At 71.3% G+C, this 25,312-nt stretch carries 28 protein-coding genes; 16 read left to right on the top strand and 12 right to left on the bottom strand.

All coding sequences use genetic code 11. The annotated features are described in order from the left end of the window. Positions 1-158: 158 nt before the first annotated feature. The 6 genes from BM424_RS08220 (at position 159) to dapC (ending at position 6,032) form a co-directional block, all read left to right on the top strand. Positions 159-1,919, top strand: coding sequence for an ABC transporter family substrate-binding protein (locus BM424_RS08220; protein WP_245775708.1), 1,761 nt, complete (start codon positions 159-161; stop codon positions 1,917-1,919). 362 nt (positions 1,920-2,281) lie between these two features. After that, a complete protein-coding gene (mshB, locus tag BM424_RS08215; protein ID WP_093415701.1) occupies positions 2,282-3,193 on the top strand; it encodes an N-acetyl-1-D-myo-inositol-2-amino-2-deoxy-alpha-D-glucopyranoside deacetylase in 912 nt (303 codons plus the stop codon). Beyond that, a complete protein-coding gene (locus tag BM424_RS08210; RefSeq protein WP_093415079.1) occupies positions 3,190-3,552 on the top strand; it encodes a hypothetical protein in 363 nt (120 codons plus the stop codon). The genes mshB and BM424_RS08210 overlap by 4 nt, the downstream gene beginning before the upstream one ends. A 148-nt stretch (positions 3,553-3,700) precedes the next feature. Further along, positions 3,701-4,459 carry a hypothetical protein gene (locus BM424_RS08205; RefSeq protein ID WP_093415077.1) on the top strand — a complete coding sequence of 253 codons (759 nt, stop codon included), beginning with the start codon at positions 3,701-3,703 and terminating at the stop codon, positions 4,457-4,459. A 140-nt stretch (positions 4,460-4,599) separates the two neighbouring features. Continuing rightward, positions 4,600-4,920 carry a ferredoxin gene (fdxA, locus tag BM424_RS08200; protein ID WP_093415076.1) on the top strand — a complete coding sequence of 107 codons (321 nt, stop codon included), beginning with the start codon at positions 4,600-4,602 and terminating at the stop codon, positions 4,918-4,920. Next, the gene (gene dapC / locus BM424_RS08195) at positions 4,917-6,032 is read left to right on the top strand and encodes a succinyldiaminopimelate transaminase (RefSeq protein ID WP_093415074.1); all 1,116 of its coding nucleotides are present in this window, start codon (positions 4,917-4,919) and stop codon (positions 6,030-6,032) included. Before fdxA ends, dapC begins: the two co-directional genes overlap by 4 nt. A gap of 73 nt (positions 6,033-6,105) precedes the next feature. On the opposite strand, the gene BM424_RS08190 is transcribed toward dapC, so the two are convergent. The 7 genes from BM424_RS08190 to BM424_RS08160 all read right to left on the bottom strand — a co-directional run bounded on the left by BM424_RS08190 (position 6,106) and on the right by BM424_RS08160 (position 11,579). Continuing rightward, on the bottom strand, positions 6,106-7,029 hold the full coding sequence (locus BM424_RS08190; protein WP_093415073.1) for a CHAD domain-containing protein: 924 nt from the start codon (positions 7,027-7,029) through the stop codon (positions 6,106-6,108). Between the two features lie 113 nt (positions 7,030-7,142). After that, positions 7,143-8,129, bottom strand: a complete 987-nt coding sequence (gene dapD / locus BM424_RS08185) for a 2,3,4,5-tetrahydropyridine-2,6-dicarboxylate N-succinyltransferase (RefSeq protein WP_093415071.1) — start codon at positions 8,127-8,129, stop codon at positions 7,143-7,145. A gap of 44 nt (positions 8,130-8,173) precedes the next feature. Then, positions 8,174-8,608 carry an LppA family lipoprotein gene (locus BM424_RS08180; RefSeq protein ID WP_093415070.1) on the bottom strand — a complete coding sequence of 145 codons (435 nt, stop codon included), beginning with the start codon at positions 8,606-8,608 and terminating at the stop codon, positions 8,174-8,176. Between the two features lie 106 nt (positions 8,609-8,714). After that, positions 8,715-9,044, bottom strand: coding sequence for a hypothetical protein (locus tag BM424_RS08175; RefSeq protein WP_093415069.1), 330 nt, complete (start codon positions 9,042-9,044; stop codon positions 8,715-8,717). Beyond that, positions 9,041-9,547, bottom strand: coding sequence for an LppA family lipoprotein (locus BM424_RS08170; RefSeq protein WP_093415067.1), 507 nt, complete (start codon positions 9,545-9,547; stop codon positions 9,041-9,043). The genes BM424_RS08175 and BM424_RS08170 overlap by 4 nt, the downstream gene beginning before the upstream one ends. Then, complete coding sequence (locus BM424_RS08165) at positions 9,544-11,289, bottom strand: alpha/beta hydrolase (RefSeq protein WP_245775707.1); 1,746 nt, start codon at positions 11,287-11,289, stop codon at positions 9,544-9,546. Before BM424_RS08165 ends, BM424_RS08170 begins: the two co-directional genes overlap by 4 nt. Beyond that, on the bottom strand, positions 11,286-11,579 hold the full coding sequence (locus tag BM424_RS08160; RefSeq protein WP_139274026.1) for a hypothetical protein: 294 nt from the start codon (positions 11,577-11,579) through the stop codon (positions 11,286-11,288). The genes BM424_RS08165 and BM424_RS08160 overlap by 4 nt, the downstream gene beginning before the upstream one ends. A 126-nt stretch (positions 11,580-11,705) precedes the next feature. Here BM424_RS08160 and dapE point away from each other — a divergent pair, with 126 nt between their 5' ends. Continuing rightward, positions 11,706-12,782 carry a succinyl-diaminopimelate desuccinylase gene (gene dapE / locus BM424_RS08155; RefSeq protein WP_093415064.1) on the top strand — a complete coding sequence of 359 codons (1,077 nt, stop codon included), beginning with the start codon at positions 11,706-11,708 and terminating at the stop codon, positions 12,780-12,782. Between the two features lie 190 nt (positions 12,783-12,972). Here dapE and BM424_RS08150 read toward each other — a convergent pair whose 3' ends face one another. After that, positions 12,973-13,938: a slipin family protein gene (locus tag BM424_RS08150; RefSeq protein WP_093415063.1), complete on the bottom strand. Its 966-nt coding sequence runs from the start codon at positions 13,936-13,938 to the stop codon at positions 12,973-12,975. Positions 13,939-14,170: 232 nt separating this feature from the next. Here BM424_RS08150 and BM424_RS08145 point away from each other — a divergent pair, with 232 nt between their 5' ends. The 3 genes from BM424_RS08145 to folP are packed head-to-tail and all read left to right on the top strand — an operon-like array spanning position 14,171 to position 16,376. After that, a complete protein-coding gene (locus tag BM424_RS08145; RefSeq protein WP_093415062.1) occupies positions 14,171-14,956 on the top strand; it encodes an LOG family protein in 786 nt (261 codons plus the stop codon). Continuing rightward, positions 14,953-15,504 (top strand): LOG family protein, encoded by a 552-nt coding sequence (locus BM424_RS08140; protein ID WP_093415060.1) that lies wholly within the window; start codon positions 14,953-14,955, stop codon positions 15,502-15,504. Before BM424_RS08145 ends, BM424_RS08140 begins: the two co-directional genes overlap by 4 nt. Beyond that, a complete protein-coding gene (folP, locus tag BM424_RS08135; RefSeq protein ID WP_093415059.1) occupies positions 15,501-16,376 on the top strand; it encodes a dihydropteroate synthase in 876 nt (291 codons plus the stop codon). The genes BM424_RS08140 and folP overlap by 4 nt, the downstream gene beginning before the upstream one ends. On the opposite strand, the gene BM424_RS08130 is transcribed toward folP, so the two are convergent. Continuing rightward, the gene (locus BM424_RS08130) at positions 16,377-16,736 is read right to left on the bottom strand and encodes a hypothetical protein (protein WP_093415057.1); all 360 of its coding nucleotides are present in this window, start codon (positions 16,734-16,736) and stop codon (positions 16,377-16,379) included. A gap of 231 nt (positions 16,737-16,967) precedes the next feature. Here BM424_RS08130 and BM424_RS08125 point away from each other — a divergent pair, with 231 nt between their 5' ends. From BM424_RS08125 to BM424_RS08115, 3 genes are all read left to right on the top strand, one after another. Further along, positions 16,968-17,297, top strand: a complete 330-nt coding sequence (locus tag BM424_RS08125) for a PadR family transcriptional regulator (protein ID WP_093415056.1) — start codon at positions 16,968-16,970, stop codon at positions 17,295-17,297. Between the two features lie 85 nt (positions 17,298-17,382). Beyond that, the gene (locus BM424_RS08120; protein ID WP_093415054.1) at positions 17,383-17,730 is read left to right on the top strand and encodes a DivIVA domain-containing protein; all 348 of its coding nucleotides are present in this window, start codon (positions 17,383-17,385) and stop codon (positions 17,728-17,730) included. Further along, positions 17,723-18,301, top strand: a complete 579-nt coding sequence (locus tag BM424_RS08115; protein ID WP_093415053.1) for a DNA-3-methyladenine glycosylase I — start codon at positions 17,723-17,725, stop codon at positions 18,299-18,301. The genes BM424_RS08120 and BM424_RS08115 overlap by 8 nt, the downstream gene beginning before the upstream one ends. Before the next feature lie 112 nt (positions 18,302-18,413). Here the strand turns inward: BM424_RS08115 and BM424_RS08110 are convergent, their stop codons facing one another. Continuing rightward, positions 18,414-19,196 (bottom strand): enoyl-CoA hydratase-related protein, encoded by a 783-nt coding sequence (locus tag BM424_RS08110; RefSeq protein WP_093415051.1) that lies wholly within the window; start codon positions 19,194-19,196, stop codon positions 18,414-18,416. 375 nt (positions 19,197-19,571) lie between these two features. On the opposite strand from BM424_RS08110, the gene BM424_RS08105 reads away from it, so the two are divergent. From BM424_RS08105 to BM424_RS08095, 3 genes are all read left to right on the top strand, one after another. Continuing rightward, positions 19,572-19,739, top strand: coding sequence for a DUF3117 domain-containing protein (locus tag BM424_RS08105; RefSeq protein ID WP_093415050.1), 168 nt, complete (start codon positions 19,572-19,574; stop codon positions 19,737-19,739). A 262-nt stretch (positions 19,740-20,001) separates the two neighbouring features. Continuing rightward, positions 20,002-21,534 carry a leucyl aminopeptidase family protein gene (locus BM424_RS08100; RefSeq protein WP_425441991.1) on the top strand — a complete coding sequence of 511 codons (1,533 nt, stop codon included), beginning with the start codon at positions 20,002-20,004 and terminating at the stop codon, positions 21,532-21,534. Between the two features lie 94 nt (positions 21,535-21,628). Next, a complete protein-coding gene (locus tag BM424_RS08095) occupies positions 21,629-22,792 on the top strand; it encodes an MFS transporter (protein WP_245775705.1) in 1,164 nt (387 codons plus the stop codon). Between the two features lie 163 nt (positions 22,793-22,955). Here the strand turns inward: BM424_RS08095 and tatB are convergent, their stop codons facing one another. Continuing rightward, positions 22,956-23,375 (bottom strand): Sec-independent protein translocase protein TatB, encoded by a 420-nt coding sequence (gene tatB / locus BM424_RS08090; RefSeq protein WP_093415049.1) that lies wholly within the window; start codon positions 23,373-23,375, stop codon positions 22,956-22,958. A 156-nt stretch (positions 23,376-23,531) separates the two neighbouring features. Then, on the bottom strand, positions 23,532-25,208 hold the full coding sequence (locus BM424_RS08085; protein ID WP_245775704.1) for a S1C family serine protease: 1,677 nt from the start codon (positions 25,206-25,208) through the stop codon (positions 23,532-23,534). Positions 25,209-25,312 lie beyond the last annotated feature (104 nt).

Genomic DNA, 25,312 nt, shown 5'->3' with positions numbered 1-25,312 from the left:
CTTCGCCGGTTGCCGGACGGTCCGACCCCGGTGACGATCATCGGAACGCTTGCGGAACCATGGAGGGCTCTCGCGCGTCCTGCGTTCGGACAGCCGTCCGGGCCGGGGCGCCCGCCCCGGGGTGATCCTCCGGCGGCCGATGTGAGGGGAGGTTCGGCGTGTCCCAGGGTCGACGCCGCACACGTGGCACGGTTCCCCCGCTGGTGGTGCCCGCGCTGGTGTCGCTCAGCCTGGTGGCCGGATGCACCAACGCACCGCCGCCGCAGCTCGTGGCGCCGAACCCCACCACCAGCCCGCCCAGCACCAGCACCCCGGCACAGCCCATGCCGATCGAGGTCGTCGTCGGCCTCGACGAGCTCGAAGGCGGGTTCAACCCGCACACCCTCGCCGACCTGTCGCCCACCAGCTCCGCGCTCGCCGGCCTCATGCTGCCCTCGGTGTTCCGGCCCGGCGCCGACGGCGCGCTGCAGCTCGACACCAACCTCATGGACTCCGCCGAGATCGTCCCGGACACCGAGAAGTTCACCGTCCGGTACCGCATCAAGCGCGAAGCCAGCTGGTCCGACGGCGCGCCCATCGCCGCCGAGGACTTCGTCTACCTGTGGGAACAGCTCCGGTCCCAGCCTGGCGTCGCCGACCCCGCCGGATACCGGCTGATCGACGACGTCGCCTCCCGGCAAGGCGGCAAGACCGTCGACGTCACCTTCAGCAGACCCTTCGCCGGATGGCAGACCCTGTTCAACAACCTGCTGCCCGCGCACCTGCTGCGCTCCGCCCCGCGCGGCTGGGCCACCGTCCTCGACGACGGCTACCCCGCTTCCGGCGGGCCCTTCGCCATCCGGCAGATCGACCTCGACCGCGGCGAGATCATCCTCGAGCGCAACGACCGCTACTGGGGACCGCCCGCCAAGTCCGACCGCATCGTGCTGCGCGCCCTCGACAAACCCCGCCAGGTCGAGGCGCTGCGCAGCGGCGACAGCCACCTCGCCCTGTTCAGCCCCGACGCGCGCACCATCCAATCGCTGCGCGACCTCGGCGACCAAGTGCAGCTCATGACCGTGCCGCGCCCCGCCACCATGGAAATGCTGCTGCGCCAGGACAGCCGGGCCCTCGCCGACACCAAGGTCCGGCAAGCCGTCATGGCCGCGCTCGACCGCCCCGCCCTCATCGAAGCCGGCACCGAAGGCGGCCCCGGCGACCAGCTGCAGGCCCACGCCCAAGTCCTCGCGCCCTCCGAGCACGGCTACACGCCCACCGAACCCGCCGGAGCGCTGCCCAAGAAACCCGACCCCGCGCAGGTCCAGCGGCTGCTCACCGAAGCCGGGTACCAGCGCAGCGGCGGCTCCTGGATCCGCGACGGGCGCCCCCTCAACCTGGTCATCGCCGCCCCCTTCGAGCACGAGGGCTACATCAAGATCGCCGAGACCGCCGCCCAGCAGCTCCGCGACCAGGGCATCCAAGCCACCGTCGTCACACCGACCGGTGACCAGCTCTTCGGCGACATGCTCGCCACCGACCCCCACTCCGCCGAGGCAGGCACCTCCGGCACCGTCGACATGGCCGTCGCGCCCCGCCCCGCGGGCGGCGACCCCGCCGCCACCATGGCCTCCTCCTACGGCTGCCCCGGCGTCGACGCCGACGACCAGCCGCTGCCCTACAACGCCGCCGGGTTCTGCGACGAACTCCTGCAGCCCACCATCGACGCCGCGCTCAGCGGGAAGATGTCCTTCCAGCAGGCCTCCACCAACGTCGAATCCGTGCTGTGGCGGGATGCGATCGCCTTGCCGCTGTATCAGCAGGCTCAGGTGTTGGCGTTGACCAAGGAGGCTCGGGGGGTGTTGCCGGGGAATGGGTTTGCCGGGCCTTTCTCCACGGCAGCGGACTGGTTGGGGACTCCTGCTGAGAATGATGGTTATTAATTCTCTTTTGTCGTCCTGTGGTTCCTTTTTCGCGTGTTGTTGCTGGTGGTCAGGGGTCTTGTCTACTGACAACTACTCTGTGGTCCCTTTGCTTGGCGGTGCGGGTAGCGGAACCTGACACGCCTTCTGGCTCCGGGATCCGAGGCTTATGTATGCCAATACACGGCGCGTCGGCTGTCCTCCCCAGAAGACGTGTCAGAACCCGCGGCGGTGCGGGTTGCTCAGGTGGGGTAGTGAGAAAGCGCCTTCGGCGCTTGCCTGACGGTGGTTGGGTTGGGTTGCTTGGGCGGTTCGAAACCGCCTTCGGCGGTTGCCTGACGGTGGTTGGTTGGGGGTTGTGCTGTCTCGATTAGGCTGGGGTGGTGACGCTGACGGCTCCACCTCGGTTGCTGCTGGTACATGCGCATCCTGATGACGAGACCTTGTGGACCGGTGGGACCATCGCCCGCTACGCGGCGCGGGGGGTGCAGGTGTTCGTGGTGACCTGCACGCTCGGCGAGGAGGGCGAGGTCATCCCGGAGAGCTTGCAGGGGTTGGTGTCCGAGCAGGCCGACCAGCTCGGTGGTTACCGGGTTGGTGAGCTTCGCTCGGCCTGCGCCGCGTTGCGCGTCGCCGACCAGCGGTTCCTCGGTGGTGTCGGCCGGTGGCGCGACTCCGGGATGCTCTGGGAGCAGCCCGGGCAGGCGACCTCCCGCCCCGACGCGCACCCGCGGGCCTTCGCCGTCGGCGACCCCGAGCCGCAGACCGCGGCGCTCGCCGACATCCTCGACGAGGTGAAACCGCAGGTCGTCGTGACCTACGCGGAAGACGGCGGCTACGGCCACCCCGACCACATCCGCGCCCACGAGATCACCCGGGCCGCCGTCGAGCGGGTGCCGGACGTGGAGCGGCTGTTCTACGCGGTGCCCTCGCGCGACGCGCTCGCCGCCGGGCTCGCCGACCTCGCCCGGGCCGACGACCTGCCGTTCGACCTGCCCGAACCGCACGAGCTGGCCAGCGTCGCCGACGAGACCATCACCACCGTCATCGACATCGCCGAGCACCTGCCCGCCAAGATCAGCGCGCTGCGGGCGCACGGCACCCAGGTCAAGGTCTGGGTCGAGCAGTGGCGCAACGGCGACGGCGTCGCCTCCTACGCGCTGTCCAACGGCGTCGCCCACCCGATCGTGACCACCGAGCACTACGTGCTCGCCACCGGCCCGTCCGAGGGCTGCGAAGCGGACCTGTTCGGCGGGCTCGGGGTGAGCGGCACCGAACCGGTGGGGGAGCGGTGACCCGCTCCGACGCCGTGGTGTTCGGATTCCTGCTGCTCGACGCGGTGCTGCTGGCGATCCTGGAACTGATGTTCCTGCCGCTCTACATCGGCTCCGTGCAGTTCCCGATCACCGCCGCCGTGGCCGCGGTGACCACACCGCTGCTGGTCGCCGCCGCGGGCCGCATCTCGCGCAGCCGCCGCGTCGCCGGCGCCCCGCTCGTCCTCTGGTTCGCGGTGGTGCTGATCTTCGGCGTCCTCGGACCCGGCGGCGACGTGGTCCTCATGGGCAGCGACTGGCGCACCCTGCTGTTCATCGCGGGCGGCGCCCTGCCCAGCGCCATGATGCTCGGCATGGTCCTCGCCAAACCCGCCCCCTGACCTCCCCAACACGCCCGGCCCACCCCAGGGCCGTCGAAAACCGCAACATTCGCGCGACGAAAACCGGGGTTTTCGACGCGATGAAAACCGGGGTTTTCGACACGGCGAATGTTGCGGTTCTCGACGTGGGGGTCTGCAGAATGGGTGCATGACCGAGGTGTTGACCGACGAGCGGATCGCGGGGGTGCTGCGGCCGTTCGTGCGGGCGGCGTCGCCGGTGCTGAGCGCGTTGCGGGAGGCCGACCCCGTGCGGTTGCGGGGGCGGGAGATCGAGGCGCTCGGCGACGGGGCCGTGAACAAGCTGCTCCGGCAGCTCGACTCGATGCAGCTGCCCGGCAGCTCCACCTGGGACTCGATGAGCGTCGACGAGCGCTGCGACTGGTGGACGCTGCGGGTGGGGCGGTTCCTGGCGCTGGCCGCCGGGCTGCCCCGGTTCGGCGGGGCGATCACCTCGCGGCTGCCGCTGCGCAACGCGCTCGGGATCACCGGGCAGAGCCTCGTGCTGTGCGCGATCGCCGGTGAGCACGAGGTCACCGACCCGGCCGTGAAGGTGCGGCTCATCGCCGAGGTGCTGCTGGGGCGCGAGATCAGCCCCGAGCTGGCCGCCGGCACCGCCGCCGACGACGAGCAGGCGCGGGAGCTCACCGAGGACCTCGACGCCGCGAAGCGCAAGCACGGTAAAGCGACCGTGAAGGCCGTGGTGCGCACGGTGTGGCGGATGGCACGTGCGCTCTGGGAAATCGATTCGGAGCTCGACAAGCGGCCGCAGGGACGTCTGCACCACCAGCTGATCGGGAACCTGCCGGTCGTCGGCGTCGTCGGCGGTTACCTGGGGGAACGCTCGGCGCTCAAGCGCATCGGCCGGAAGGGCGCGGAGTGGCTGAGCCGGAACGGTTTACGCCGTTAACTCGATCGAAGTAGAGTCGTCGGGACTCCCGAGCTGTGGGACCAGTTACCCGCTCGCGGGGGTGCGCGAGATACTGTCAGCAGTCGCGGCAGGAGATTCCTGCGCGCGAGTTGGACAACGCTTCGAGCTGGAGTGCAACCGTGACCTACGTGATCGCCGAGCCGTGCGTGGACGTGCTCGACAAGGCATGCATCGAGGAGTGCCCTGTCGACTGCATCTACGAGGGCGGGCGGATGCTCTACATCCACCCCGATGAGTGCGTCGACTGCGGTGCCTGCGAGCCGGTCTGCCCGGTCGAGGCCATCTACTACGAGGACGACGTCCCGGACGAGTGGACCGCCTACACGAAGGCGAACGTGGACTTCTTCGACGACCTCGGTTCGCCGGGCGGTGCTGCGAAGGTGGGCAAGGTCAACAAGGACGTCGAGCCCGTCACGAGCCTGCCGCCTCAGGGCGAATGAGTTCCACGACCGGCCCGGGCGCAGCGACGCCCGGGCCCCGGCTTCCCGACTTCCCCTGGGACTCGCTGGCGCCGCACAAGGCGACCGCGCAGGCTCACCCGGACGGCATCGTCGATCTGTCCGTGGGCACGCCGGTCGACCCGGTTCCGGCGAAGCTCCAGGAGGCGTTGTCGTCCGTCGCCGACGTGCCGGGCTACCCGGCCACGCACGGCACGGCCGAGCTGCGCGAGGCGGCCGTGGCGTCGCTGCGCAGGCGCTACGGGATCACCGGCCTGGAGCCGGACGCGGTGCTGCCGACCATCGGTTCCAAGGAGCTGGTGGCCTGGTTGCCGACGCTGCTGGGCGTGCGTCCCGGCGACGTCGTCGCCATCCCGGACCTGGCCTACCCGACCTACGAGGTCGGGGCCAAGATCGCCGGTGCCGAGGTGGTCCGGCTCGCCCCCGGTGAGCTGCCGCCCGCGGGCACCCGGCTGCTCTGGCTGAACTCGCCGTCCAACCCGACCGGCCGCGTGCTCACCGCCGACGAGCTCGGCCGGATGGTGCGCGCCGCCCAGGACATGGGCGCCGCGGTGGCCTCCGACGAGTGCTACCTGGCGCTGGGCTGGGACGCCGAGCCGGTCTCTATGCTGCACCCCTCGGTCGGCGCCGCGCGCGACGGCCTGCTGGCGGTGCACTCGCTGTCGAAGTCGTCGAACCTGGCCGGGTACCGCGCCGGGTTCGTCACCGGTGACCCGGTGCTGGTCGCGCGGCTGCTGGAGCTGCGCAAGCACGCGGGCATGATCGTCCCGCGCCCGGTGCAGGAGGCGGTCACCGCCGCCCTGCACGACGACGAGCACGTCGCCGCCCAGCGCGAGCTCTACGCCGCGCGCCGCGCCGTGCTGCGGCCCGCGTTGGAGGCCGCCGGGTTCACCATCGAGCACTCCCAGGCGGGGCTGTACCTTTGGTCGACCCGGGGTGAGGACGCCTGGGCGACCGTGGAGTGGCTCGCCGAGCGCGGCATCCTCGCCGCGCCGGGCACGTTCTACGGCCCCGACGGCGGCCGTCACGTGCGCATCGCGCTCACCGCGACCGATGAGCGGATCGCGGCCGCGGCGAAGCGGTTGGGTGCTTGATCCCGACAGTTTTAGCCATAATTGACCATGATCGAAGTCCCTTTTGTCCGGTCAATTATGGCTAAAACTGTCCTCACACCGCGTCCCCGGCGGAGCTGAGCGCCTCCCAGGACTCGGGCCACCGCGCACGGCGGTCCGCCTTGCGGAACTCCTCGCGCTCCACCAGCCGCCCTGCCGCGAAGGCGATCGAGGCGTCCGGGCGCGGCCCGAGACCGTCGAGCAGCGCGCGGATCCGCTCCTCGGCCACGCACGCGTCCTGGTGCTCCCCGAGGACGTCCTGGAAGCCCTTCGTGGCCTTGATCAGCCGCTTCACCGGGGCGCCGAGCAGCGGTTCGGCGAGCTCCGCGGTGTAGCGGAGCCGCTTGCCGTCGATGCGCAGCGCGTGCAGCTCGGCGTCGGCGGGTTCGGCGGGCAGCGCGCCGACGGCCTTGCCCAGCTTGCGGAACTCGCGCCGCACCAGCTTGCGCAGCTGGGCCGCCGCGTCCGCACCGGAATCCCGGCCGGGAAGTTCCCGCGTCGCCCGGGCGAGTCGTTCCAGCAGCTCGTCGTAGCGGTCGCTGTCCAACGCCGCCAGCATGTCGTCCCGGGCCCGCAGGTAGTCGCCGTCCAGCCCCGAGATGAGCCGTTCCGCGGCGCCGCGCTCGGACTCCGGCAGGTCGGCCGACTCCGCCCGGAGCCGTTCCAGCAGCACGTCCAGGTCCCGGACCGGGCCCAGAGCCCTGCCCAGCCAGCCCAGCTCGGCGCGCAGCGGCTCGGACTCCTCCCGGTCCAGGAACGGCCTCGCCGAGCGCAGCATCGCCCGCATCCGCCGGACCGACACCCGCATCTGGTGCAGCTCCTCGGGATCTTCCCCGACCCGAGTCCCGGCCTCGTGCGCGCGCAGCGCCCGCAACCGCTGGTCCAGCCCGGCGCGAACGTGAGCCGCGATCGGGGCCTTGCGCCCCACCTCGACCGGCTCGGCGGCGAGCACGTCCTCGAGAAGCCGGGTAGCAGCCATCCCCCATGCTAAACCGGACAACTCACCCCGAGGCTTGCTCCGAACGGGCCAAAATCAACCCGAAGGGCCCCTCCCACCTGCGGCGGAAGGGGCCCTCGCGAGCTAGCGGATGATCAGTCGTTGGCGTGCAGGGCGGCGTTGAGCTCGACCTTGCCGCCGGTCTTGTTGACGACCTCGACCGCGCCGGTCGTGGAGTTGCGGCGGAACAGCAGGCCGTCGTTGCCCGAGACCTCGGAGGCCTTGGTCAGCGTGCCGTCCGGCAGCGTGATCTTGGTGCCGGCCGTGACGTACAGGCCCGCCTCGACGACGCAGTCGTCGCCCAGCGAGATGCCGATGCCGCCGTTGGCGCCGATCAGGCAGCGCTCGCCGATGGAGATGACCTCCTTGCCGCCGCCCGACAGCGTGCCCATGATCGACGCGCCGCCGCCGACGTCGGAGCCGTCGCCGACCACGACACCGGCCGAGATGCGGCCCTCGACCATCGAGGCGCCCAGCGTCCCGGCGTTGAAGTTCACGAAGCCCTCGTGCATCACGGTCGTGCCGCTGGCCAGGTGCGCGCCCAGCCGGACCCGGTCCGCGTCGCCGATGCGGACGCCGGAGGGCACCACGTAGTCGACCATGCGCGGGAACTTGTCGACGCTGTACACGGTCACCGGACCGCGCGCCCGCAGCCGCAGCCGGGTCGCCTCGAAGCCCTCCACCGGGCACGGCCCGTGGTTGGTCCACACGACGTTGGCGAGCAGGCCGAACTGGCCGTCCAGGCTCACCCCGTGCGGGCGCACCAGGCGGTGCGAGAGCAGGTGGAGCCGCAGGTAGACGTCGTGCGCGTCGGCCGGGGCGTCGGCCAGCTTGGCGATGTCGACGCGGACCGCGATGACCTCGACGCCGCGGGCGTCATCCCGCCCGAGCAGCGCGACACCGGCCTCGCCGAGGGACTCGGCGGCCTGCTCGGCGGTCAGCTTCGTCGTGCCGGACTCGCCGGACTCGCTGAGCTTGACGGTGGGGAACCAGGTGTCGAGAACCGTGCCGTCGTCGGTCACGGTCGCCAGACCCACGCCGTGGGCACCCGTGGTCTGCGGGTCGGGGATGTTCGCGCTCATGCCCAAAACGGTAATCGGCAACACCCCGCTCGGCCCGCACGGGGTCAGGACTTCAGGGCGCTCGGCAGGTGGCATCCCGTGGTCAGCGTCAGGATCGTCGCCTTCGCGGTCCCGAAGGTGTAGACGGCGCCGTAGCCGTCGTTGCCGGTGACCTCGTGGTCGCCGGTCCGGTTGACGATGATCTCCGGCTCGCCGAAGCCGTACTCGGCGGTGATGGACCGGACGATGGACACCGCGCTCGGCCAGTCGCGGTCGGCGATCGGCTGCGCCGCCCGCCACGACTGCAACACCCGGCTCTCGGCGTCCGACCCGGCGAACTCGGTGCAGTCCACTCTCGTCTCCGGCGCCGACACCGCCCACCTGAGCGGTCCGACCAGCCGGTCGAGGAGGTCGCGCAGCCGGTCCTGCATCTGGTCGTACTGCGCGATGATCTGCTCGATGCTCGGTCGCTGCTGCAGCGCACTTCGCGGGTCCAACACCGGTACCCCCGTCAGAGACACACGTCTTAGCGGACGTCTTCGGATGATGCCGGACCGCTGTCACGGAGCCGTGACGGGACGACGCCACGGACGTGTGATGCCGCTCTCAGATGGCCAGACCGAGGCTCATCGCCCCCAAGGCCAGCAGCGGGGCGACGATCAGGGTGATCAACCCCGTCGCCACCGCGCCCCCGGTCGAGCCGGGCCGGACCACCCTGATCCACAGCAGGATCGGCGCGGCGAGCAGGACCAGCACGGCCACGATCGCAGCGACCCCGACCGGGAGGCAGGTGCCCGACGAGCCGGAATCGCACGGGACGGACGCGGCGAAGACGCCGATCACGCCGGTGAACCAGATCGCGGGGAACGCCGCGAGGGTGGCGATCACGGCGAAGATCACCGCAGCGGTCCGCCCGCTGGTGTCCACGTCGCTCATCCCTTCACCACCAGATGACACCCGGTGCGGACGCTCAGGACGGTGTTGGCGGCCGAACCCAGTTGGAGCTTCGCTCCGTAGGAGTTGTGCAGCTCGATCTTGTGGTCGCCGGGGCGGTCGGTCACCACGTGCAGTTCGGTGAACCCGCGCGTGCTGCCCACCTCGGTGGCGATCTGCAGCGCCCGCTCCCACTTCTCGTCCGGGATGCCACCTTCCTGCATCCACGTCGCGAGAGTGCGCTGCTCGGCGCCGGGCACGTCGGCGAAGTCCGTGCAGGCGGACTGGCCCGTGTTGCCCTTGTCGCTGAACTCCGGCAGCCCCAGCTCGGCCACCAACCGCTCTCGGAGCTCCTGCTGCATCCGGTCGTAGTCGGCGGTGACCTCTCCCAAGGTGGGACGCTGCCGCAGTGCGTTGAGCTGGTCTTCCATGCTTCCCCCGTCGGGCTGTCCCGCGCACCCCGTCAGGAGCGCGGCGGCCAGGATCAGTGGTGCGAGTCGCCTCATGAGAACAGGTCCTTGACGTCGGCAATGCGGTCGCTGCCCCAGTCGTGCACAGCCGAAGCGCCTTCCTGCACCTGGTGGGGGACGTAGGACAGGGCATCGCCGACGCCGTCGGTCTTGCCCTCCACCGCGTTCTCCGGCACGCCACCCACCACCGAGGCGATGTTGTGCTGGCTCGTCGTGTCCGGGTGGAGGTAGTCGCTGTGCCCGGTGACCTGCGCGCCTTCGTCGGACTTCTCCGTCGACAGATCGGTGAACCCGTCCATGTGCGACGGGTCGCCGCCGAACCGGGACAGGTCTGCGACGAAGTCGTCCTTGGCCTCCAACCGGTAGGTGTGGCCCTCCGGGACGTGCAGGTCCTCGATGTCGTTGGTGCCCACGCCGGGGGAGCCGTAGATGATCGCGTCATCCACGCCGTGCCCGCCTCCCTGCAACGCGTAGCCGGTGGTCGTGGAGCCGTAGGAGTGGCCGATGGCGGTCAGGTGCGGGTCTGTGTCGCGGGAGCTGTTGATGCCCTTGTAGAACTCGTTGAGCTTCTCCCCACCTTCCTTCGCCGATTCCGAGCTGACCACGGAATCGCCGGTCACATCCGCGGTTTCGTCCGTCTGAGGGGCCTCGTAACCCAGCCAGAACACGCCCGCGACCTCGCCGTCCTTGCCGGCGCGCATCATCTCCCGCTGCGACTCGGCCACCAGGTTCTGGGTCTCGGCGTCGGCCCCCTTGAGGCTGTCCGCGGCAGTGGTGGTGAAGCCGGGCGTGAACACCGAGACGTGGTCGGCGGTGTCCACGTCTCCGACGGCGACAGCCGTTTTCACCCGCTCGCCGCTCGCGTCGAGGACGAGCAGCTGCCGGTTGTCCCGGGCGATCGTGTCCTCGACGGCATCGAGGTCCTTGAGCTTCGCGTCGAGCTGGTCGGCTTCGGCCTGCTCGTCCTCGCTGATCCCACCCTGCGCCAGTCGGTTTCGTTCGTCGCGCAGCTGGGAGCGGGTCTTGTCGAAGTTCGCGCGGTTGGCCTCGTCCCGGACGACGGCGGGGATGCCGTCGCGGTTGCCGAGCCACGGTGGTGGGTTCTCGCGGAGCGCCGAGCGCTGCTCGTCCGACAGGGACTTCCACCACGCCGCGTTGGCCTTCGCGGTGTTGTGCGGTGGTTGACCGGCGGAGTCGGCGAGCGCGGTCAGATCTTCGGTCTTCGCCGCGCTGGCCAGGGTGGTGCCCGCGCCTGCTCGGACTTCGTCCTCGTCGGCCGCGTCGAGGGCTTCGGCGAGGGCCGCGTCGGTGGCTTCTGCCTGGTCGAGGATCTTCTCGATCTCGTCGACCAGGTCGTCGCGGACCCGGATGCGTTGCGCGCGGACCTGTTCCGCCTCGCCGGCCGGCACGTTCTCCGGTGGCTTGACGTCGCGGACGCCGCCTTCCTCGGTGATCTGGAAGCCGTGGCCCTCGGCCTCCCGGTCGGCCATCTCCACCCGGCGCTTGATCGCGGTGACCTCGTCGGCGGCGGTGGCGACGGCAGCGCGGACCGTGGCGACCTCGGCGACCAGCGAACGCATCCGCTCCACGAGCTCGCGGTGCTGCTCGGCGGAGCGCTGGGCGGCGTCGCCGTTCCAGCCGTCGGGGTTGCGGGAGGCGTCGAGCTCGTCCTGCAGGTTGACCAGGTCGTCGCGGCGGTTGCCGAGCTGCTGGTGCACGGCGTCGAGCTGCTCGGGCTTCCAGCGGCGCACGTCGGCGTAGCTGACCACGTCGTTCACCGCCCCGCCGCGTCGATGCCGCGGGCGTTCTCGCGGTCGCCGCGCTCGTACTCGTCGGCGGCGCCGGCCAGCGCCTCGCCGTGGTCGCGGGCGTCGCCGCCCCAGGTCTTGAGGGTGCGCTGCCAGCTCTGCGCGACCCGCTTGGCCGCGTCCTCGCTCTTGCCGCCGGGCATCGCCTCGGCGATGTCGAGAGCCGGGTCGCCGAGCCGGACCTGCTCGGCCTGCTCGCCGGCCAGCACCGCCTTCCGGCCCGCGGCGCGCAGCGCCTCCGGTTCCGCCCTGTACCCCATGTCCGCCTCCGCGCCGCCCGGTCCGATGCGGGAGCCTAGCCCGCTGATCTCGACTGTGATGGCGAGTCGGGCGATTCGGTTCCCACCGATGCAGGTCGCGCAGGTCACCCGAGTAGCCTGCCGGGCGTGACCGCTTCGTTGGACCTCACCTCGGACCCCGTCGAGCTGACCGCCGCGCTGGTCGACATCCCCAGCGTCTCCGGCTCGGAGAAGACCATCGCCGACGCCGTCGAGCAGGCGCTGCGTGCGCAGGCGCCGCACCTGGAGGTCGTCCGCAACGGTGAAGCCGTGCTGGCGCGCACGAACCTCGGCCGCGACGCGCGCGTGGTGCTCGCCGGGCACCTCGACACCGTGCCGGTCAACGACAACCTGCCGTCGCACCGCACCGGTTCCGGCGACGACGAGCTGCTGCACGGCTGCGGCACCACCGACATGAAGAGCGGCGACGCGGTGATGCTGAACCTGGCCGCCACGCTCACCGAACCGCGCCACGACCTGACGTTCGTGTTCTACGACTGCGAGGAGATCGAGGCCGAGCGCAACGGTCTCGGCCGCATCGAGCGCGAGCTGCCGGAATGGCTCGACGGGGACCTGGCGGTGGTGTGCGAGCCGTCGAACGCGTCGATCGAGGCGGGCTGCCAGGGCACGATCCGCGTCGAGGTCCGCACCACCGGCACGCGCGCGCACACGGCGCGCGCGTGGATGGGGGAGAACGCGATCCACGCCGCGCAGTCGATCCTGCGGCGGCTGGCGGAGTACGAGCCGCGCAACCCGGTGATCGACGGCCTCCAGTACCGGGAAGGGCTGCAGGCGGTGAAGATCACCGGCGGTGTGGCGGGCAACGTCGTGCCGGACGAGTGCGTGGTCACGATCAACCACCGCTTCGCGCCCGACAAGTCCGCCGAGCGGGCCGAAGCCGAGCTGCGGGAGCTGTTCTCGGGCTACGAGGTCGTGGTCACCGACCTCTCGGCCGGTGCCCTGCCGGGCCTGACGTCACCGGCCGCCGCCGAACTCGTCGAGGCCTCCGGTGCCGAACCGGTCGCCAAGCTCGGCTGGACCGACGTCGCCCGCTTCGCGGCCCGCGGCCTCCCCGCGGTCAACTTCGGCCCCGGCAACCCCACCCTCGCCCACACCCAGCAGGAACACGTCCGCACGGCGGAGATCCGCCACTGCGCCACCACCCTCCACCGCTTCCTCACCTGACCCACCCCGCCCGGGAGGTCCCCGAATACTCCGGTAATCCGTCCCCCGATTACGGCAGTAATCCGTGTCGTGCACGGAATACCGCCGTATTCAGGTACCGGATTACCGGAGTAATCGGGTCCCCGAATACCGCCGGAATCGGGTGTCGGATTACCGGAGTAATCGGGGACCCCCTGCGGGGCGGGAGGGGTTAGGCGGTGCCGAGGACCTCTGCGTCGGTGGGTTCTTCGGTGGCTCTTTGCTGGGGGAGGGCCGGGGTGGGCGTGGTTTCGGGTGGGAGTTCGGCGGCTTGGCGTTCGGCTTCGGTGAGTTCCTGGGGTTCGGGGTCGGGTTCGGTGAGTTGTTGGGGTTCGTTCTGGGGTTGGGACTTCGTGGGGGTCTCGCTGGAAGCCTGTTGGGTGCTCTGTTGTTGGATCTTGTCGACGAATTGGAGGAGTTCTACCGGGAACGGTAGGACCAGCGTGGAGTTCTTCTCGGCCGCTACCTCGACGACCGTTTCCAGCAGGCGCAGCTGGAGCGCGGCGGGGGTGTCGGACATGACGCGGGCCGCGTCGGAGAGCTTGCGGGAGGCCTGGAACTCGCCGTCGGCGGAGATCACCCGCGAACGGCGCTCCCGCTCGGCCTCGGCCTGGCGGGCGATGGAGCGCTTCATCGACTCCGGCAGCGAGACGTCCTTGATCTCCACCCGGTCGATGTGCACGCCCCACTCCAGCGCCGGGCTGTCGATCATCAGCTCCAGCCCCTGGTTGAGGCGCTCGCGGTTGGACAGCAGGTCGTCGAGGTCGCTCTTGCCGATGATCGACCGCAGCGAGGTCTGGGCGAGCTGGCCCATCGCGAACAGGTAGTCCTCGACGTTGACCACGGCCCGCGCTGCGTCCTCGACCCTGAAGTACACGACCGCGTCGACCCGGACGGTGACGTTGTCGCGGGTGATGCCCTCCTGCGCGGGCACCGGCATCGTGACGATCTGGAGGTTGACCTTCCGCAGGTGGTCCACCGCGGGAACGATCATGGTGATGCCGGGGCCGCGGGTGAGCTCCTGCAGCCGTCCGAAGCGGAACACCACGCCCCGCTCGTACTGCTTGATGATCTTGACGCTCGAGGCGACGTAGATGGCACCGAGCACGAGGATTGCGATGAGCAGTTCGATGAGCATGATCGGCTCCCGGGCTCGTGGGGGAACGGCCCGACGGCGCTGAGCGCCTGCGTAGATCAGGAGCGGATCTGCGGATGGCGCCCGGCTCGCGTCGCCGGCGCCGCTAGATCTTTTCTTCGTATCGTACGCCGCGATACGGCCCTGTGAATCCCCCGTGAACAGGCATTTCACCGTCCGCGTACAGCGGCGGGGCGACTCGGAGAACGATCGGCGGCTGCGTACGCTCGACGGCATGACAGTCGATGGCCAGTGGGGTGAACCCAACGGCGCGGAGCGCCCGCACGAGAAGCAACGCGGACCCGTGGTGCTGCGCCGCTCGAGACTGAGCGAGCCGACCACCACCGATCAGCGCCTGCTGGACTCCAGAGGCCCCTCCGACTGGGTGCACACCGATCCGTGGCGGGTGCTGCGCATCCAGGCCGAGTTCGTCGAGGGCTTCGGCGCGCTGGCCGAGGTGCCGCGCGCGGTCACCGTCTTCGGCTCCGCCCGCACCCCGCGCGAGCACCCCGAGTACGCCACCGGCGTCGCCCTGGGCAGGGCGCTGGCCGAGATCGGCTGCGCGGCCATCACCGGCGGCGGCCCCGGCACGATGGAAGCCGTCAACCGCGGCGCCTCGGAAGCCGGCGGGCTATCCATCGGACTGGGCATCGAGCTGCCGTTCGAGCAGGGCCTGAACCCGTGGGTGGACCTGGGCGTCAACTTCCGGTACTTCTTCGTCCGCAAGACGATGTTCATGAAGTACGCGCAGGCCTTCATCTGCCTGCCCGGCGGTTTCGGCACGATGGACGAGCTGTTCGAGTCGCTGACCCTGGTGCAGACGAAGAAGGTCACGAAGTTCCCGGTCGTGCTGTTCGGCAGCGACTACTGGCAGGGCCTCTACGACTGGATCCGGGACCGGATGCTCGAGGGCGGCAAGATCGGCGAGAAGGACATGGCGCTGCTGCACGTCACCGACGACATCGACGACGCGGTGTCGATCGTGCAGGAGGCCTACGAGGCGTGGGAGGCGACGCATTGAACACCCCTTCGGCGGACGTATCGGTCTGCGTCTACTGCGCGTCCGGGCCGGTGCCGCAGCACTACCTGGACCTGGCCGCCGAGGTGGGCCGCAAGATCGCCAAGCGCGGCTGGACGCTGGTCTCCGGCGGCGGCAAGGTCTCGATGATGGGCGAGATCGCCCGCGCGGCCCGCGCCGACGGCGGGCGCACCATCGGCGTCATCCCGCGCGCCCTGGTCGACCGCGAGGTCGGTGACACCGACTCCGACGAGCTGCTGGTCGTCGACACCATGCGCGAGCGCAAGGGCCTGATGGACGCCCACGCCAACGCGTTCCTGACGCTGCCCGGCGGCATCGGCACCTGCGAGGAGCTCTTCGAGATCTGGACCGCCCGCTACCTCGGGATGCACGCCAAGCCGGTGGTGCTGCTCGACCCGGACGGCCACTTCCAGGGCCTGCTGGACTGGCTCAACGGCCTGGTGGAGACCGGTTTCGCGTCGCAGCGCTCGCTCGACGTGCTGACCGTGACCGCCGACGTCGACGAAGCGCTGGACGCCCTGGTCGCATGAGCGCACGACCCCTGCGGTTCCGGGACAAGGAGATGCCGTCGGACCGGCCGCTGGTGATGGGCATCGTCAACCGGACCCGCGACTCGTTCTTCGACCGCGGCCGCACGTTCGCCGCCGACGCCGCGCTGGCCGCGGTCGACCGGGCGGTCGCCGACGGGGCGGACATCGTCGACATCGGCGGTGTCCGCGCCGGTGCGCAGGGCGAACGCGTCGACGCCGACGACGAGGCGGCCCGGGTGGTGCCGTTCGTGACCGCGGTCCGCGAGCGGCACCCGAACCTGGTGATCAGCGTCGACACCTGGCGGCACGAGGTCGCCGCCCAGGTCTGCGAGGCCGGTGCCGACCTGCTCAACGACACCTGGGCGGGCGCCGACCCGAAGCTGGCGGAGGTCGCCGCCGAGCACCGGGTCGGGGTCGTCTGCTCGCACACCGGCGGGCTCGCCCCGCGCACCGACGCCTACCGCTCCCGCTACGCCGACGTGGTCGCCGAGGTGACCGCGGAGCTCGTCGAGCGGGCCGAGCGGATGGTGGCACTGGGCGTTCCCGCCGAGGGCGTGCTCATCGACCCGACGCACGACTTCGGCAAGAACACCTGGCACGGGCTGGCGCTGCTGCGCCGGGCGGACGAGCTGGTCGCCACCGGGTGGCCGGTGCTGATGGCGCTGTCGAACAAGGACTTCGTCGGCGAAACCCTCGGCACCGAGGTCACCGAACGGCTGGAGGGCACCCTGGCCGCGACGGCCGTGGCCGCGTGGCAGGGCGCCCGCGTCTTCCGCGCGCACCAGGTGCGCGAGACCCGCCGGGTCGTCGACATGGTCGCCGGCATCGCGGGCACCCGGCAGCCGGACCAGGTGCTGCGCGGTCTGGCCTGATCAGGCCACGCCGAGCGCGGTGCGGATGAGGTGGGTGAGCGCGGGGAACGGGATGTCGGGGCGGACCTCGCGCAGGACCGGTTCGAGCCGGATCCAGCGCGACTGCACGCGCGGCGGGCTGGGCCGCTCCACGGCCAGCTCGTCGACGATCTCGGCGAGCCGCCACGAGGCCTCGTCCAGGTCCAGGCTGGGCACGGGGTGCTGGTCGAGGACGTCGACCAGCGAGTTCAGGTAGACGCGGATCTGATCGAGGGCGGCCTGGCGGTCGCTCTGGTCGGTGGCCCGCGGGGTCGGGGTGGCCGGGGCGGCCCGGTCGAGCAGGCCGGCGCCGTTGGTCGTTTCCGCTTCGCGATCGGGCACGGGGGATCGGCTCCTGGTCGGGGATTCGCAGAGGAAGGTCCTCCTCCGCTTCACGATCCCCGAGTGTGCTCGATTCAGCCGATCGTGAGCGTCCGTTCGGGGTCAGACCACCCGATCGGCCGACTCAAGATGCTGTGACTCACATCATGGGGGTCCTGATCGGGAAAGGACCTTGGTCCTCTTGTGTGGAGGCGGTGACACTGCGCGGAAATATCCGTAGAGTCGCTACCTGTGAAGGCTGATGCGCTCCGCGGCCACCTGGACGCCCTGCTCCTGGCCACCCTAGACGGCAGGGCGTTGCACGGTTACGCGATCATCGAGGCTTTGCAGGAACGCAGTGGTGGCGCTCTGGACCTGCCCACGGGAACGGTCTACCCGGCGCTGCGCAGACTCGAGCGAGCCGGATTCGTGCAGAGCACCTGGAGCACCGTTGGCGGCCGCCAGCGGCGCACGTACCGGCTCACCCAGGCGGGCACCCAAACACTCCAGGCGGAACGCCGCGCCTGGCGAGAATTCACCCACGCCATCGAAGGAGTCCTCGCGGCTCCTGCCAAGACCTGATCGTTCGCGGCCGCGAGGGCGGTTTGCACACCTCGCGGCTCCGGGCGTCTGCTCGGCGGTCGGTGGGGCGTGCCACGATTGCTCCGTGGCTAGTGCGCTCATCTACGTGTTCGTGGTGCTGGCGGTCGCGGCCGTCGTGTACCTGCTGGCTTCGCTGGTGTTCGGCCGGGGCGAGCAGCTCGCGCCGCTGCCGCCCGGCTCCACGCCCACCCGGCTTCCCTCGTCCGACGTCGAGGGTTCCGACGTGCGCGCGGTCCGGTTCCAGCAGGTCCTGCGGGGCTACAAGGTCACCGAGGTGGACTGGGTGCTGGACCGGCTCGCCGGCGAGCTCGACGAGCTGCACGGCCGCATCGCGGTCCTCGAGCGCCAGCTCGACGTCGCCGGGCAGGAGCTCGACAAGGCGCGCGCCCGGGGCGGTGCCGAGGATGAGTGACGGATCCGTGGTCATCGGCGAGGACGGCCGCGCCCGGTGCCCGTGGGGCGCCGCGCAACCCGACTACGCCGCCTACCACGACCAGGAGTGGGGAGTCGCGCTGCGCGGGGTCCCCGAGCTCTACGAGCGGATCACCCTGGAGTCGTTCCAGTCCGGCCTGTCGTGGCTGACGATCCTGCGCAAGCGGCCCGCGTTCCGCGAGGCCTTCGCCGGTTTCGACCCCGAGACGGTCGCGGCCTTCGGCGAGGACGACCGGCAGCGGCTGCTCGCCGACGCCTCGATCGTCCGCAACCGCGCCAAGATCGACGCCGCCATCACCAACGCCCGCGCGGTCCTGGACCTCGACGTCCCGCTCGACGACCTCCTCTGGTCCTTCGCCCCACCCCGCAGGCCGGAATCCGAACGCCCGGCCAAGCTCGGCGACGTCCCCGCCGTCACCGACGAGTCCAAGGCCATGGCCAAGGACCTCAAACGCCGCGGCTTCGTCTTCGTTGGCCCCACCACCTGCTACGCCCTCATGCAAGCCACGGGCATGGTCGACGACCACCTCCAGCACTGCTGGCGCGCCTGATCCAGGGTCAAAACCTGCGGTATTCGACCCGACAAAACCTGCGGTTTTTGACCCGACAAAACCTGCGGTTTTCGACCGGTCGAATACCGCAGGTTTTGTCGGGGGTGGTCGGTCAGCGGCCGGTGAAGTGGGGGGTGCGCTTGTCGACGAAGGCGGCGACCGCTTCCTTGTGGTCCTCGGTGAGGCCTGCTTCGTTCTGGGCGCCCGCTTCGACCGCGAGGGCTTCGTCGAGGGCTTCGGCGGAGGCCGCCTGGACGGCTTCCTTGATGCGGGCGTAGGCGAAGGTCGGGCCGGAGGCCATCCGGGTGGCCAGCTCCATCGCCACGCTCAGGGCGTCGTCGACGACCTGGTTGACCATGCCGATCCGCAGCGCCTCGTCGGCCTGCACCGGCTGGGCCAGCAGCAGCATCTCCATCGCGCGGCCGTAGCCGATCAGCCGCGGCAGCGTCCAGGACGCGCCGGAGTCCGTCGACAGGCCGACGTTGGCGAAGGCCATCAGGAACTTCGAGCCGGTCGCGGCGATCCGCAGGTCGCTGGCGTAGGCGATCGAGGCGCCCGCGCCCGCCGCGGTGCCGTTGACGGCGGCGATCACCGGCTTGGGCATGGTGGCCAGCGCCTTGGTGATCGGGTTGTAGTGCTCCTCGACGGTCTTCAGCGGGCTCGGGTCACCGCTGGAGAGGAGCTCGATGTGCTCCTTGAGGTCCTGCCCCGCGCAGAACGCCTTCCCCGCGCCGGTGATCACCAGCGCGCGCACCGAGTCGTCCGCCGCGGCTTCCCGCAGGGCCGTCAGCAGCGCCTGCTTGAGCTCGATGTTGAGCGAGTTGAACGACTCGGGGCGGTTCAACGTGAGCAGCCGCACACCAGCGGTGTCCTCGGTCAGCAGTACGTCGGTCACTCCCAGCTCCTTGCCTTGACGTCCGTTGCGGCGGGACGCGCGAACACCTCCACAGTGGACCGCGCGGCCGGCGCGCCGTCCCGGTTGGACGGTGTCCCCGCTGGTCGCCGGGACGGCCGCCGTGATGTCGGTGACACGCCGGAGTGGATCTGCTCCGCACGGTGATCGCGGACGGTGTCCGCGATGTGCCGAACGGCGCCGAAACACCCCACACGAACGGTGAGTCTGCCAGCCGTCGGCGATATTCGACCAGCGCACGGGCGACACGAGTTGATCGGTTCGGTTTCGTCCACGCCTCGGGATGGGGGAGAATGGGGGTGGACCCGAACTGGTTGTGGCGACCAGCGGGGGAAGATTTCACGGAGGGAGCACGCTATGGCGGCCATGAAGCCCCGGACCGGTGACGGTCCCCTCGAGGTGGCTAAGGAGGGACGCGGCATCGTGATGCGCGTCCCGCTTGAGGGTGGTGGGCGGCTCGTCGTCGAGATGTCGCTCGAGGAGGCCAAGAACCTGGGCGACGCGCTGGAGTCGGCCACCGGCTGAGGCCGCCAGGCGGATCGGGACGCGCTGCCCGCCGGGCCGATGCCGGTCGCGGCGCCTCCCGGTCGAGGCGACAACTGAAAATCACGTCGACGAGCGACGAGCGCGCTCGTCGGGCCCCGGTGCCGAGCGCGGTGCCGGGGTCTCTCGTCGGCGCCCCAGTTCGAGTTCGCACGGCCAGTCCGTGCAGGAAGGTCTTCTCGTGCCCGGTGCCTCCGTGTTCCGTTCCGCCCCGTCCTCCCGCGGCGGCCAGCCCGCTCGCGGCGTGGAGCCCGAGCTGCCCGTGGTCCCGACCGCTCTGGTCGAAGTGGACGTGGTGCAGCGGTGGCGGGACGGAGTGCCGGGCGCGACGGCGGTCTTCGACGGCGAGTCCGGCCCGGACCTGGCCGCTGCGGCCGAACGGTTCTCTGTGGACGCGGAGGTGCTCACCGCGCTCGGCGCTTCCGCCTCGGCCGGGGACGCGAAGGCGTTCCCGCTGCGCTCCGGCGACATCGGCTGGCTCGTCGGCGTCGGGTCCGGTGAGCCGGCGCAGTGGCGTGCCGCGGGTGCGGGCCTGGCCCGCGCGGTGCGCGAGAAGCTGACCGGTGCGGGCGACGCCGACTCCGAACCCGGGGACCTCGGCGACGCCTCCGACGCCGACTACCTGCAGGTCCGGTTGCCCGACGACGCCGGTGACGAGCTGATCGGCGAGCTCACCCTCGGGCTCGCGCTGGGCGGCTACCGGTTCAAGGTCACCGGTGAGCCCGCGCCGGCGCGCCTGCGCAAGGTCCTGCTGGTCGCCCCGGAGGGCGCCGACGTCGCCGCGCTGCGCGAGCCGGTGCGCCGCGCCCGCGAACTCGCGGCCGCCACCGCGCTGGCGCGCGACCTGGCCAACGCGCCCTCCAACGTCAAGGACCCGGCCTGGCTGACCGGGGTGGCCGCCGAGCTCGCCGGGCCGGTCGCGAACCTCACCGCGACCGTCCGGGACGAGAAGTGGCTGGCCGACAACGGTTTCGGCGGCATCCTCGCGGTCGGCGGCGGTTCGTCCCGCCCGCCCCGGCTGCTGCAGCTCGACTACCGGCCGCAGGATGCGACCGGTCCGCACCTGGTGCTGGTCGGCAAGGGCATCACCTTCGACACCGGCGGCATCTCGCTCAAGCCCGCCGAGGGCATGCACCTGATGCGCACCGACATGTCCGGTGGCGCGGCGGTCATCGGCGCGCTGCTGGCGATCGCCCGGCTGGGCCTGCCGGTCAAGGTCACCGGCCTGGTGCCCGCCGCCGAGAACCACGTCTCCGGCACCGCCTACCGGCCCGGTGACGTGGTGCGGCACTACGGCGGCAAGACCACCGAGGTCGGCAACACCGACGCCGAGGGGCGGATGGTGCTGGCCGACGCGATGGCCTACGCCGTCGACAAGCTCCAGCCCGACGTGCTCGTCGACGTCGCGACCCTGACCGGCGCGATGAAGGTCGCGCTCGGTCTGCGCACCGGCGGCCTGTTCGCCACCGACGACGAGCTCGCCGAGCAGATCACCGGAGCGGGCGAGCGGGTCGGCGAGACCTGGTGGCGGATGCCGCTGCTGGAGGACCACGCCGCGGCCGTCGAGGGCGCGCTCGCCGACGTCAAGCAGACCCCGGCCGGGCCGGGCGGCGTCACCGCGGCGCTGTTCCTGCGCGAGTTCACCGAGGGCGTGCGCTGGGCCCACCTGGACATCGCCGGACCCGCGCGGGCCGACAAGGACTACGCGGAGGTCACCGTCGGCGGCACCGGTTTCGCCGCCCGCACCCTCGCGGAGCTGGCGGCCCGGCTGGCCTGAGCTGAGTCGAGCGCCACTGGTGACGACCGGCACGCCTCCGGGCGCGAGTGATCCGGTGGTGTTTAACGTCTAAACCATGGTGTCGGCCGGACGTGTGCGCAGAATTCGGATCGCGCTGCTGCTCGGCGCGCTGGCCCTGTTCGCCCTGCTCTACGCGCCGCAGCCGGTGCTGCCGCAGCTGGCGGGCGAGTACGGGCTGAGCCCGGGTTCGGCGGCGCTGCTGGTGTCGGCGGCGACGCTCGGGCTGGCGGTCTCGGCGATCCCGCTGGGCACGCTGTCGGAGGCGGTCGGCCGCCGCCGCACCATGATCACCAGCCTGATCGTCGCCGAACTCCTCGGCCTCGTGCTGCCGTGGGTGCACTCGTTCCCGCTGATGGTGGGGCTGCGGCTGGTGCAGGGCGCGGCCGTGGCCGGGCTCGCCGCCGTGGCCACCGCCTACCTCGCCGACGAGACCGGCGGCGTGCGGCTGGGCGCCACCGTCGGGCTCTACGTCGCGGGCACCACCATCGGCGGCATGACCGGACGGCTGCTCGGCGGCATCGTCGGCGACTTCTGGGGCTGGTCCGGCGGGGTGCTCGCGGTGGGCCTGCTGGGCGCGGTGTGCACCGTCGCGTTCGTCGTCCTGCTGCCGTCCGAGCAGCACCACCAGCGGAAACCGCTGCGCTGGAGACCGCTGCTCAGCGGTCTGGGCGCCGCTCTGCGCGACCCCGGGCTGTACCCGCCGTACCTGGTCGCGGCGCTGGGCATGGGCAGCTTCGTGACGGTCTACAACGTGCTCGGGTTCCGGATCACCGCCCCGCCGCTGCTGCTCCCGCCGGCGCTGGCCGCGCTGGCCTTCCTCGCCTACGCGGCGGGCACGGTCACCTCGGCGCTGGCCGGGCGCGCCGCCGACCGCTGGGGACGCGTGCGGGTGCTGCTGACCAGCCTCGCGGTGGCGGTCGCCGGACTGCTGCTGATGCTGCCGGACTCGGTGCCGGTGATCCTGATCGGCCTGGTGGTGTTCACCGGGGGCTTCTTCGGCGCCCACTCGGTCGCCAACGGCTGGGTCGGCACCCGCGCCTCGAAGGAGGCCCGAGGCCAGGCCTCCGCGCTCTACCAGCTCGCCTACTACGGCGGCAGCAGCGTCGGCGGAGTCCTCGGCGGCATGGCCTACGGCGCCTGGGGCTGGCCCGGCATGACCCTGCTCCTCGGCATCTGGCTCGCCCTCGCCGCCCTCGCGGTCACCTTCTCCCGCCGCCAACCAGCACCACCCTGCTGATCGGAACCCGGAATACGGCCGCAATCCGGACCCGGAATACGGCCGCAATCCGGGGTGGCGACGGAAAACGCCCGTATTCCGGTGGTGGAATACGGGCGTAATCCGCGTCAGGTGACGGGCGTGCCCCTGCGGCCGGAACCGGTCATGCCGGTGAAGAGCCAGGTCAGGTGGCGTCCGTGTCGTACGGGGGACGCTCGCCGGGGGCGAGGGGGCGTTCGGCCGGCTTCGGCGGCGTGGGCGCCGGGGTGTGGCCGTTGGTGGACGGGGTGTGGCCGTTGAGCGGGGAGGAGTTCCTGGAGAACTCCTCGAACGGGTTCTCGCCGTCCAGCAGGTGCTTGGTGACGGCGGTCTTCGGGTTGAAGTTGCGGACGTTGCGGAGCTCTTCCAGCGGCTTCTTCAGCTCGTCGAACTCCGGGCCGACCTCCGAGCGGATCTGCTCGCGGGCCCCGGTCGCGTACTCCCTGACCTGCCGGATCGTCTTGCCCAGCCACGCGGCGCCCTGCGGCAGCCGATCCGGGCCGAGCACGAACAGCCCGACCAGGGCGAGAACCAGGAGCTCGGGCCAGCCGACGCTATCGAACACCTCTCGACTCCTCTGGGATTCTCGTGGCTCGGGGACCGACACCGAGCTGCCGACAGCACCAGAGTACCGACCGGGTGACACGGATCGAGTACGGGAACTGGCGGAAACACGCCCCGTGCTCGAGTGGTGTCCGGCCGTTCACGCCGATGTGATCGGTCATTTCAGCGTCACGTCGAGCACCAGCTCGCGGCCCTGCCGGACCACGGTCACGGGGACGCGCTCGCCGACCTGGTGCCGGTCCACTGCCACGATGAGTTCGTCGGCGCTGCCGACCTTGCGGTCGCCGACCTTGATGATGACGTCTCCTTCGGCCATCCCGCCTCCTGCGGCGGAACTGCCGTCCTGCACGTTCTGCACCTGCGCACCGTCGGCCAGCCCGTCGCTCACGGACTTCGCGTTGACGCCGAGATCGGCGTGCCGGACGGTGCCGGTGCGGATCAGCTCCTGAGCGATCCGCCGGACGTCGTCGATCGGGATCGCGAACCCGAGACCGATCGAACCGCCCTCGCCGCCCGAGCCGAGCGTGCGGATCGCGCTGTTGATGCCGACCACCGCACCCGTCCCGTCGACCAGCGCGCCACCCGAGTTGCCCGGGTTGATGGCCGCGTCGGTCTGGATCGCGTCGATGACGGCGTTGGTGTCGGTGCCCTCCCCGGCCAGCCGGACCGGCCGGTGCACCGAGCTGACGATGCCGGTGGTGACGGTGCCCGCCAGGCCCAGCGGCGAGCCGATGGCGATCACGTCGTCGCCGACCTTCAGCTTGTCCGAGTCGCCGAGCTGGGCGACGGTCGGGTTGGAGACCTCGACCTTGAGCACCGCCAGGTCGGTCTTGACGTCCCGGCCCACGACGCGGGCCGGAGCCCGGGTGCCGTCGTGGAAGACCGTCGAGACCTGCGCGTTCGGGGTGTCGGCGGCCATCGACACCACGTGGTTGTTGGTGACCACGTAGCCGTTGCCGTCGATGACCACGCCCGATCCGGAACCGCCCTGACCGCCGATGCGGACCTCGATGGACACCACCGCGGGCACCACCCGCTGCGCCACCTGCGACACCGATCCGCGCGGCCGGTCGGTCGCGCCCTGATCGACCTCGGCGAGCGTGACGTCCGGGTTGACCAGCGGGTTCCCCTCCTCGGCGGTGATCCGCCCGAGGAAGCCGCCCGCCACGCCCACCAGCAGCGCGACCACGCCGAGGATGGCCAGCGCGCGCGGGTGCACGCGACGGCCGAAGAGCACTTCGCGAGCGCTGAGCAGCGGGCCCGCCGCGCGCTCGCCGTCGTCGTCCGACTGCGGCTCGGGCACCGCGGGCGGGCCGAGGATCGCGCCCGCCGCCGGGTTCCGCCACGGATCCTGATCACCCGACCGCCACAGCGGCGGGTCCGGCTCGGTCTCCGGTGTCATCGGCTGCTCGCCCGGGGCGCGCTGCAGCGACTCGCCGTCCTGCGACGGGCGGCCGAAGGCCTGCACCAGCGCGTCCGGCGGAGGCGGTGCCTGCTCGATCCCGCGCGCGGGCAGGCCGTGCTGGTCGGGGTCGAAGCTGCCGGACACGCCCCGCGGGCGGGCGAAGGCGTGCTGCTGAGCGGGGTCGACCTCGGGGCGCTCCAGCGGACGCGGCGCGAGCCGATCCGCCGGGTGACCGTTGGTCGGGGGCTGCTCGGGAGCCGACTGCTCGGGCGAGCTCGGTGCGGGTGCGAACCGGTCCGCGGGCACGCCGCGACCGGTCATGGTGCCGCCCTGCCAGGGGTGCACCGGCTCGGAGTCCTGCTGACCCGGCGCAGGGGAGTCCCGGCGCGCGTCGGGACCCTGCGCGGGCGTTCCTGGCTGGTCGCTCATCGCTCCCCGGGCTGTCCGATCGGGCTCGTCGCTTCGAGTGGATCACACGGGCGCGCGGCCCGCCTCACCGGCATGGTGCCGACGCCCCCATTTTGCCCGCAGCG

It is taken from the genome of Saccharopolyspora flava, from assembly GCF_900116135.1.
Taxonomy (GTDB): Bacteria; Actinomycetota; Actinomycetes; order Mycobacteriales; family Pseudonocardiaceae; genus Saccharopolyspora; species Saccharopolyspora flava.
This window is presented reverse-complemented; position numbering and strand designations above follow the sequence as displayed.

What these genes read in the sequence shown, in the direction of transcription:
- BM424_RS08105 (WP_093415050.1), top strand. Translation starts at nt 19,572, where the DNA reads ATGGCGGCCATGAAGCCCCGGACCGGTGACGGTCCCCTCGAGGTGGCT.
- dapD (WP_093415071.1), bottom strand. Translation starts at nt 8,129, where the DNA reads ATGAGCGCGAACATCCCCGACCCGCAGACCACGGGTGCCCACGGCGTG.
- BM424_RS08150 (WP_093415063.1), bottom strand. Translation starts at nt 13,938, where the DNA reads ATGCTCATCGAACTGCTCATCGCAATCCTCGTGCTCGGTGCCATCTAC.
- BM424_RS08190 (WP_093415073.1), bottom strand. Translation starts at nt 7,029, where the DNA reads ATGGCTGCTACCCGGCTTCTCGAGGACGTGCTCGCCGCCGAGCCGGTC.
- BM424_RS08170 (WP_093415067.1), bottom strand. Translation starts at nt 9,547, where the DNA reads ATGAGGCGACTCGCACCACTGATCCTGGCCGCCGCGCTCCTGACGGGG.
- BM424_RS08085 (WP_245775704.1), bottom strand. Translation starts at nt 25,208, where the DNA reads ATGAGCGACCAGCCAGGAACGCCCGCGCAGGGTCCCGACGCGCGCCGG.
- BM424_RS08175 (WP_093415069.1), bottom strand. Translation starts at nt 9,044, where the DNA reads ATGAGCGACGTGGACACCAGCGGGCGGACCGCTGCGGTGATCTTCGCC.
- BM424_RS08115 (WP_093415053.1), top strand. Translation starts at nt 17,723, where the DNA reads ATGAGTGACGGATCCGTGGTCATCGGCGAGGACGGCCGCGCCCGGTGC.
- BM424_RS08205 (WP_093415077.1), top strand. Translation starts at nt 3,701, where the DNA reads ATGACCGAGGTGTTGACCGACGAGCGGATCGCGGGGGTGCTGCGGCCG.
- dapC (WP_093415074.1), top strand. Translation starts at nt 4,917, where the DNA reads ATGAGTTCCACGACCGGCCCGGGCGCAGCGACGCCCGGGCCCCGGCTT.
- BM424_RS08160 (WP_139274026.1), bottom strand. Translation starts at nt 11,579, where the DNA reads ATGGGGTACAGGGCGGAACCGGAGGCGCTGCGCGCCGCGGGCCGGAAG.
- folP (WP_093415059.1), top strand. Translation starts at nt 15,501, where the DNA reads ATGAGCGCACGACCCCTGCGGTTCCGGGACAAGGAGATGCCGTCGGAC.
- BM424_RS08145 (WP_093415062.1), top strand. Translation starts at nt 14,171, where the DNA reads ATGACAGTCGATGGCCAGTGGGGTGAACCCAACGGCGCGGAGCGCCCG.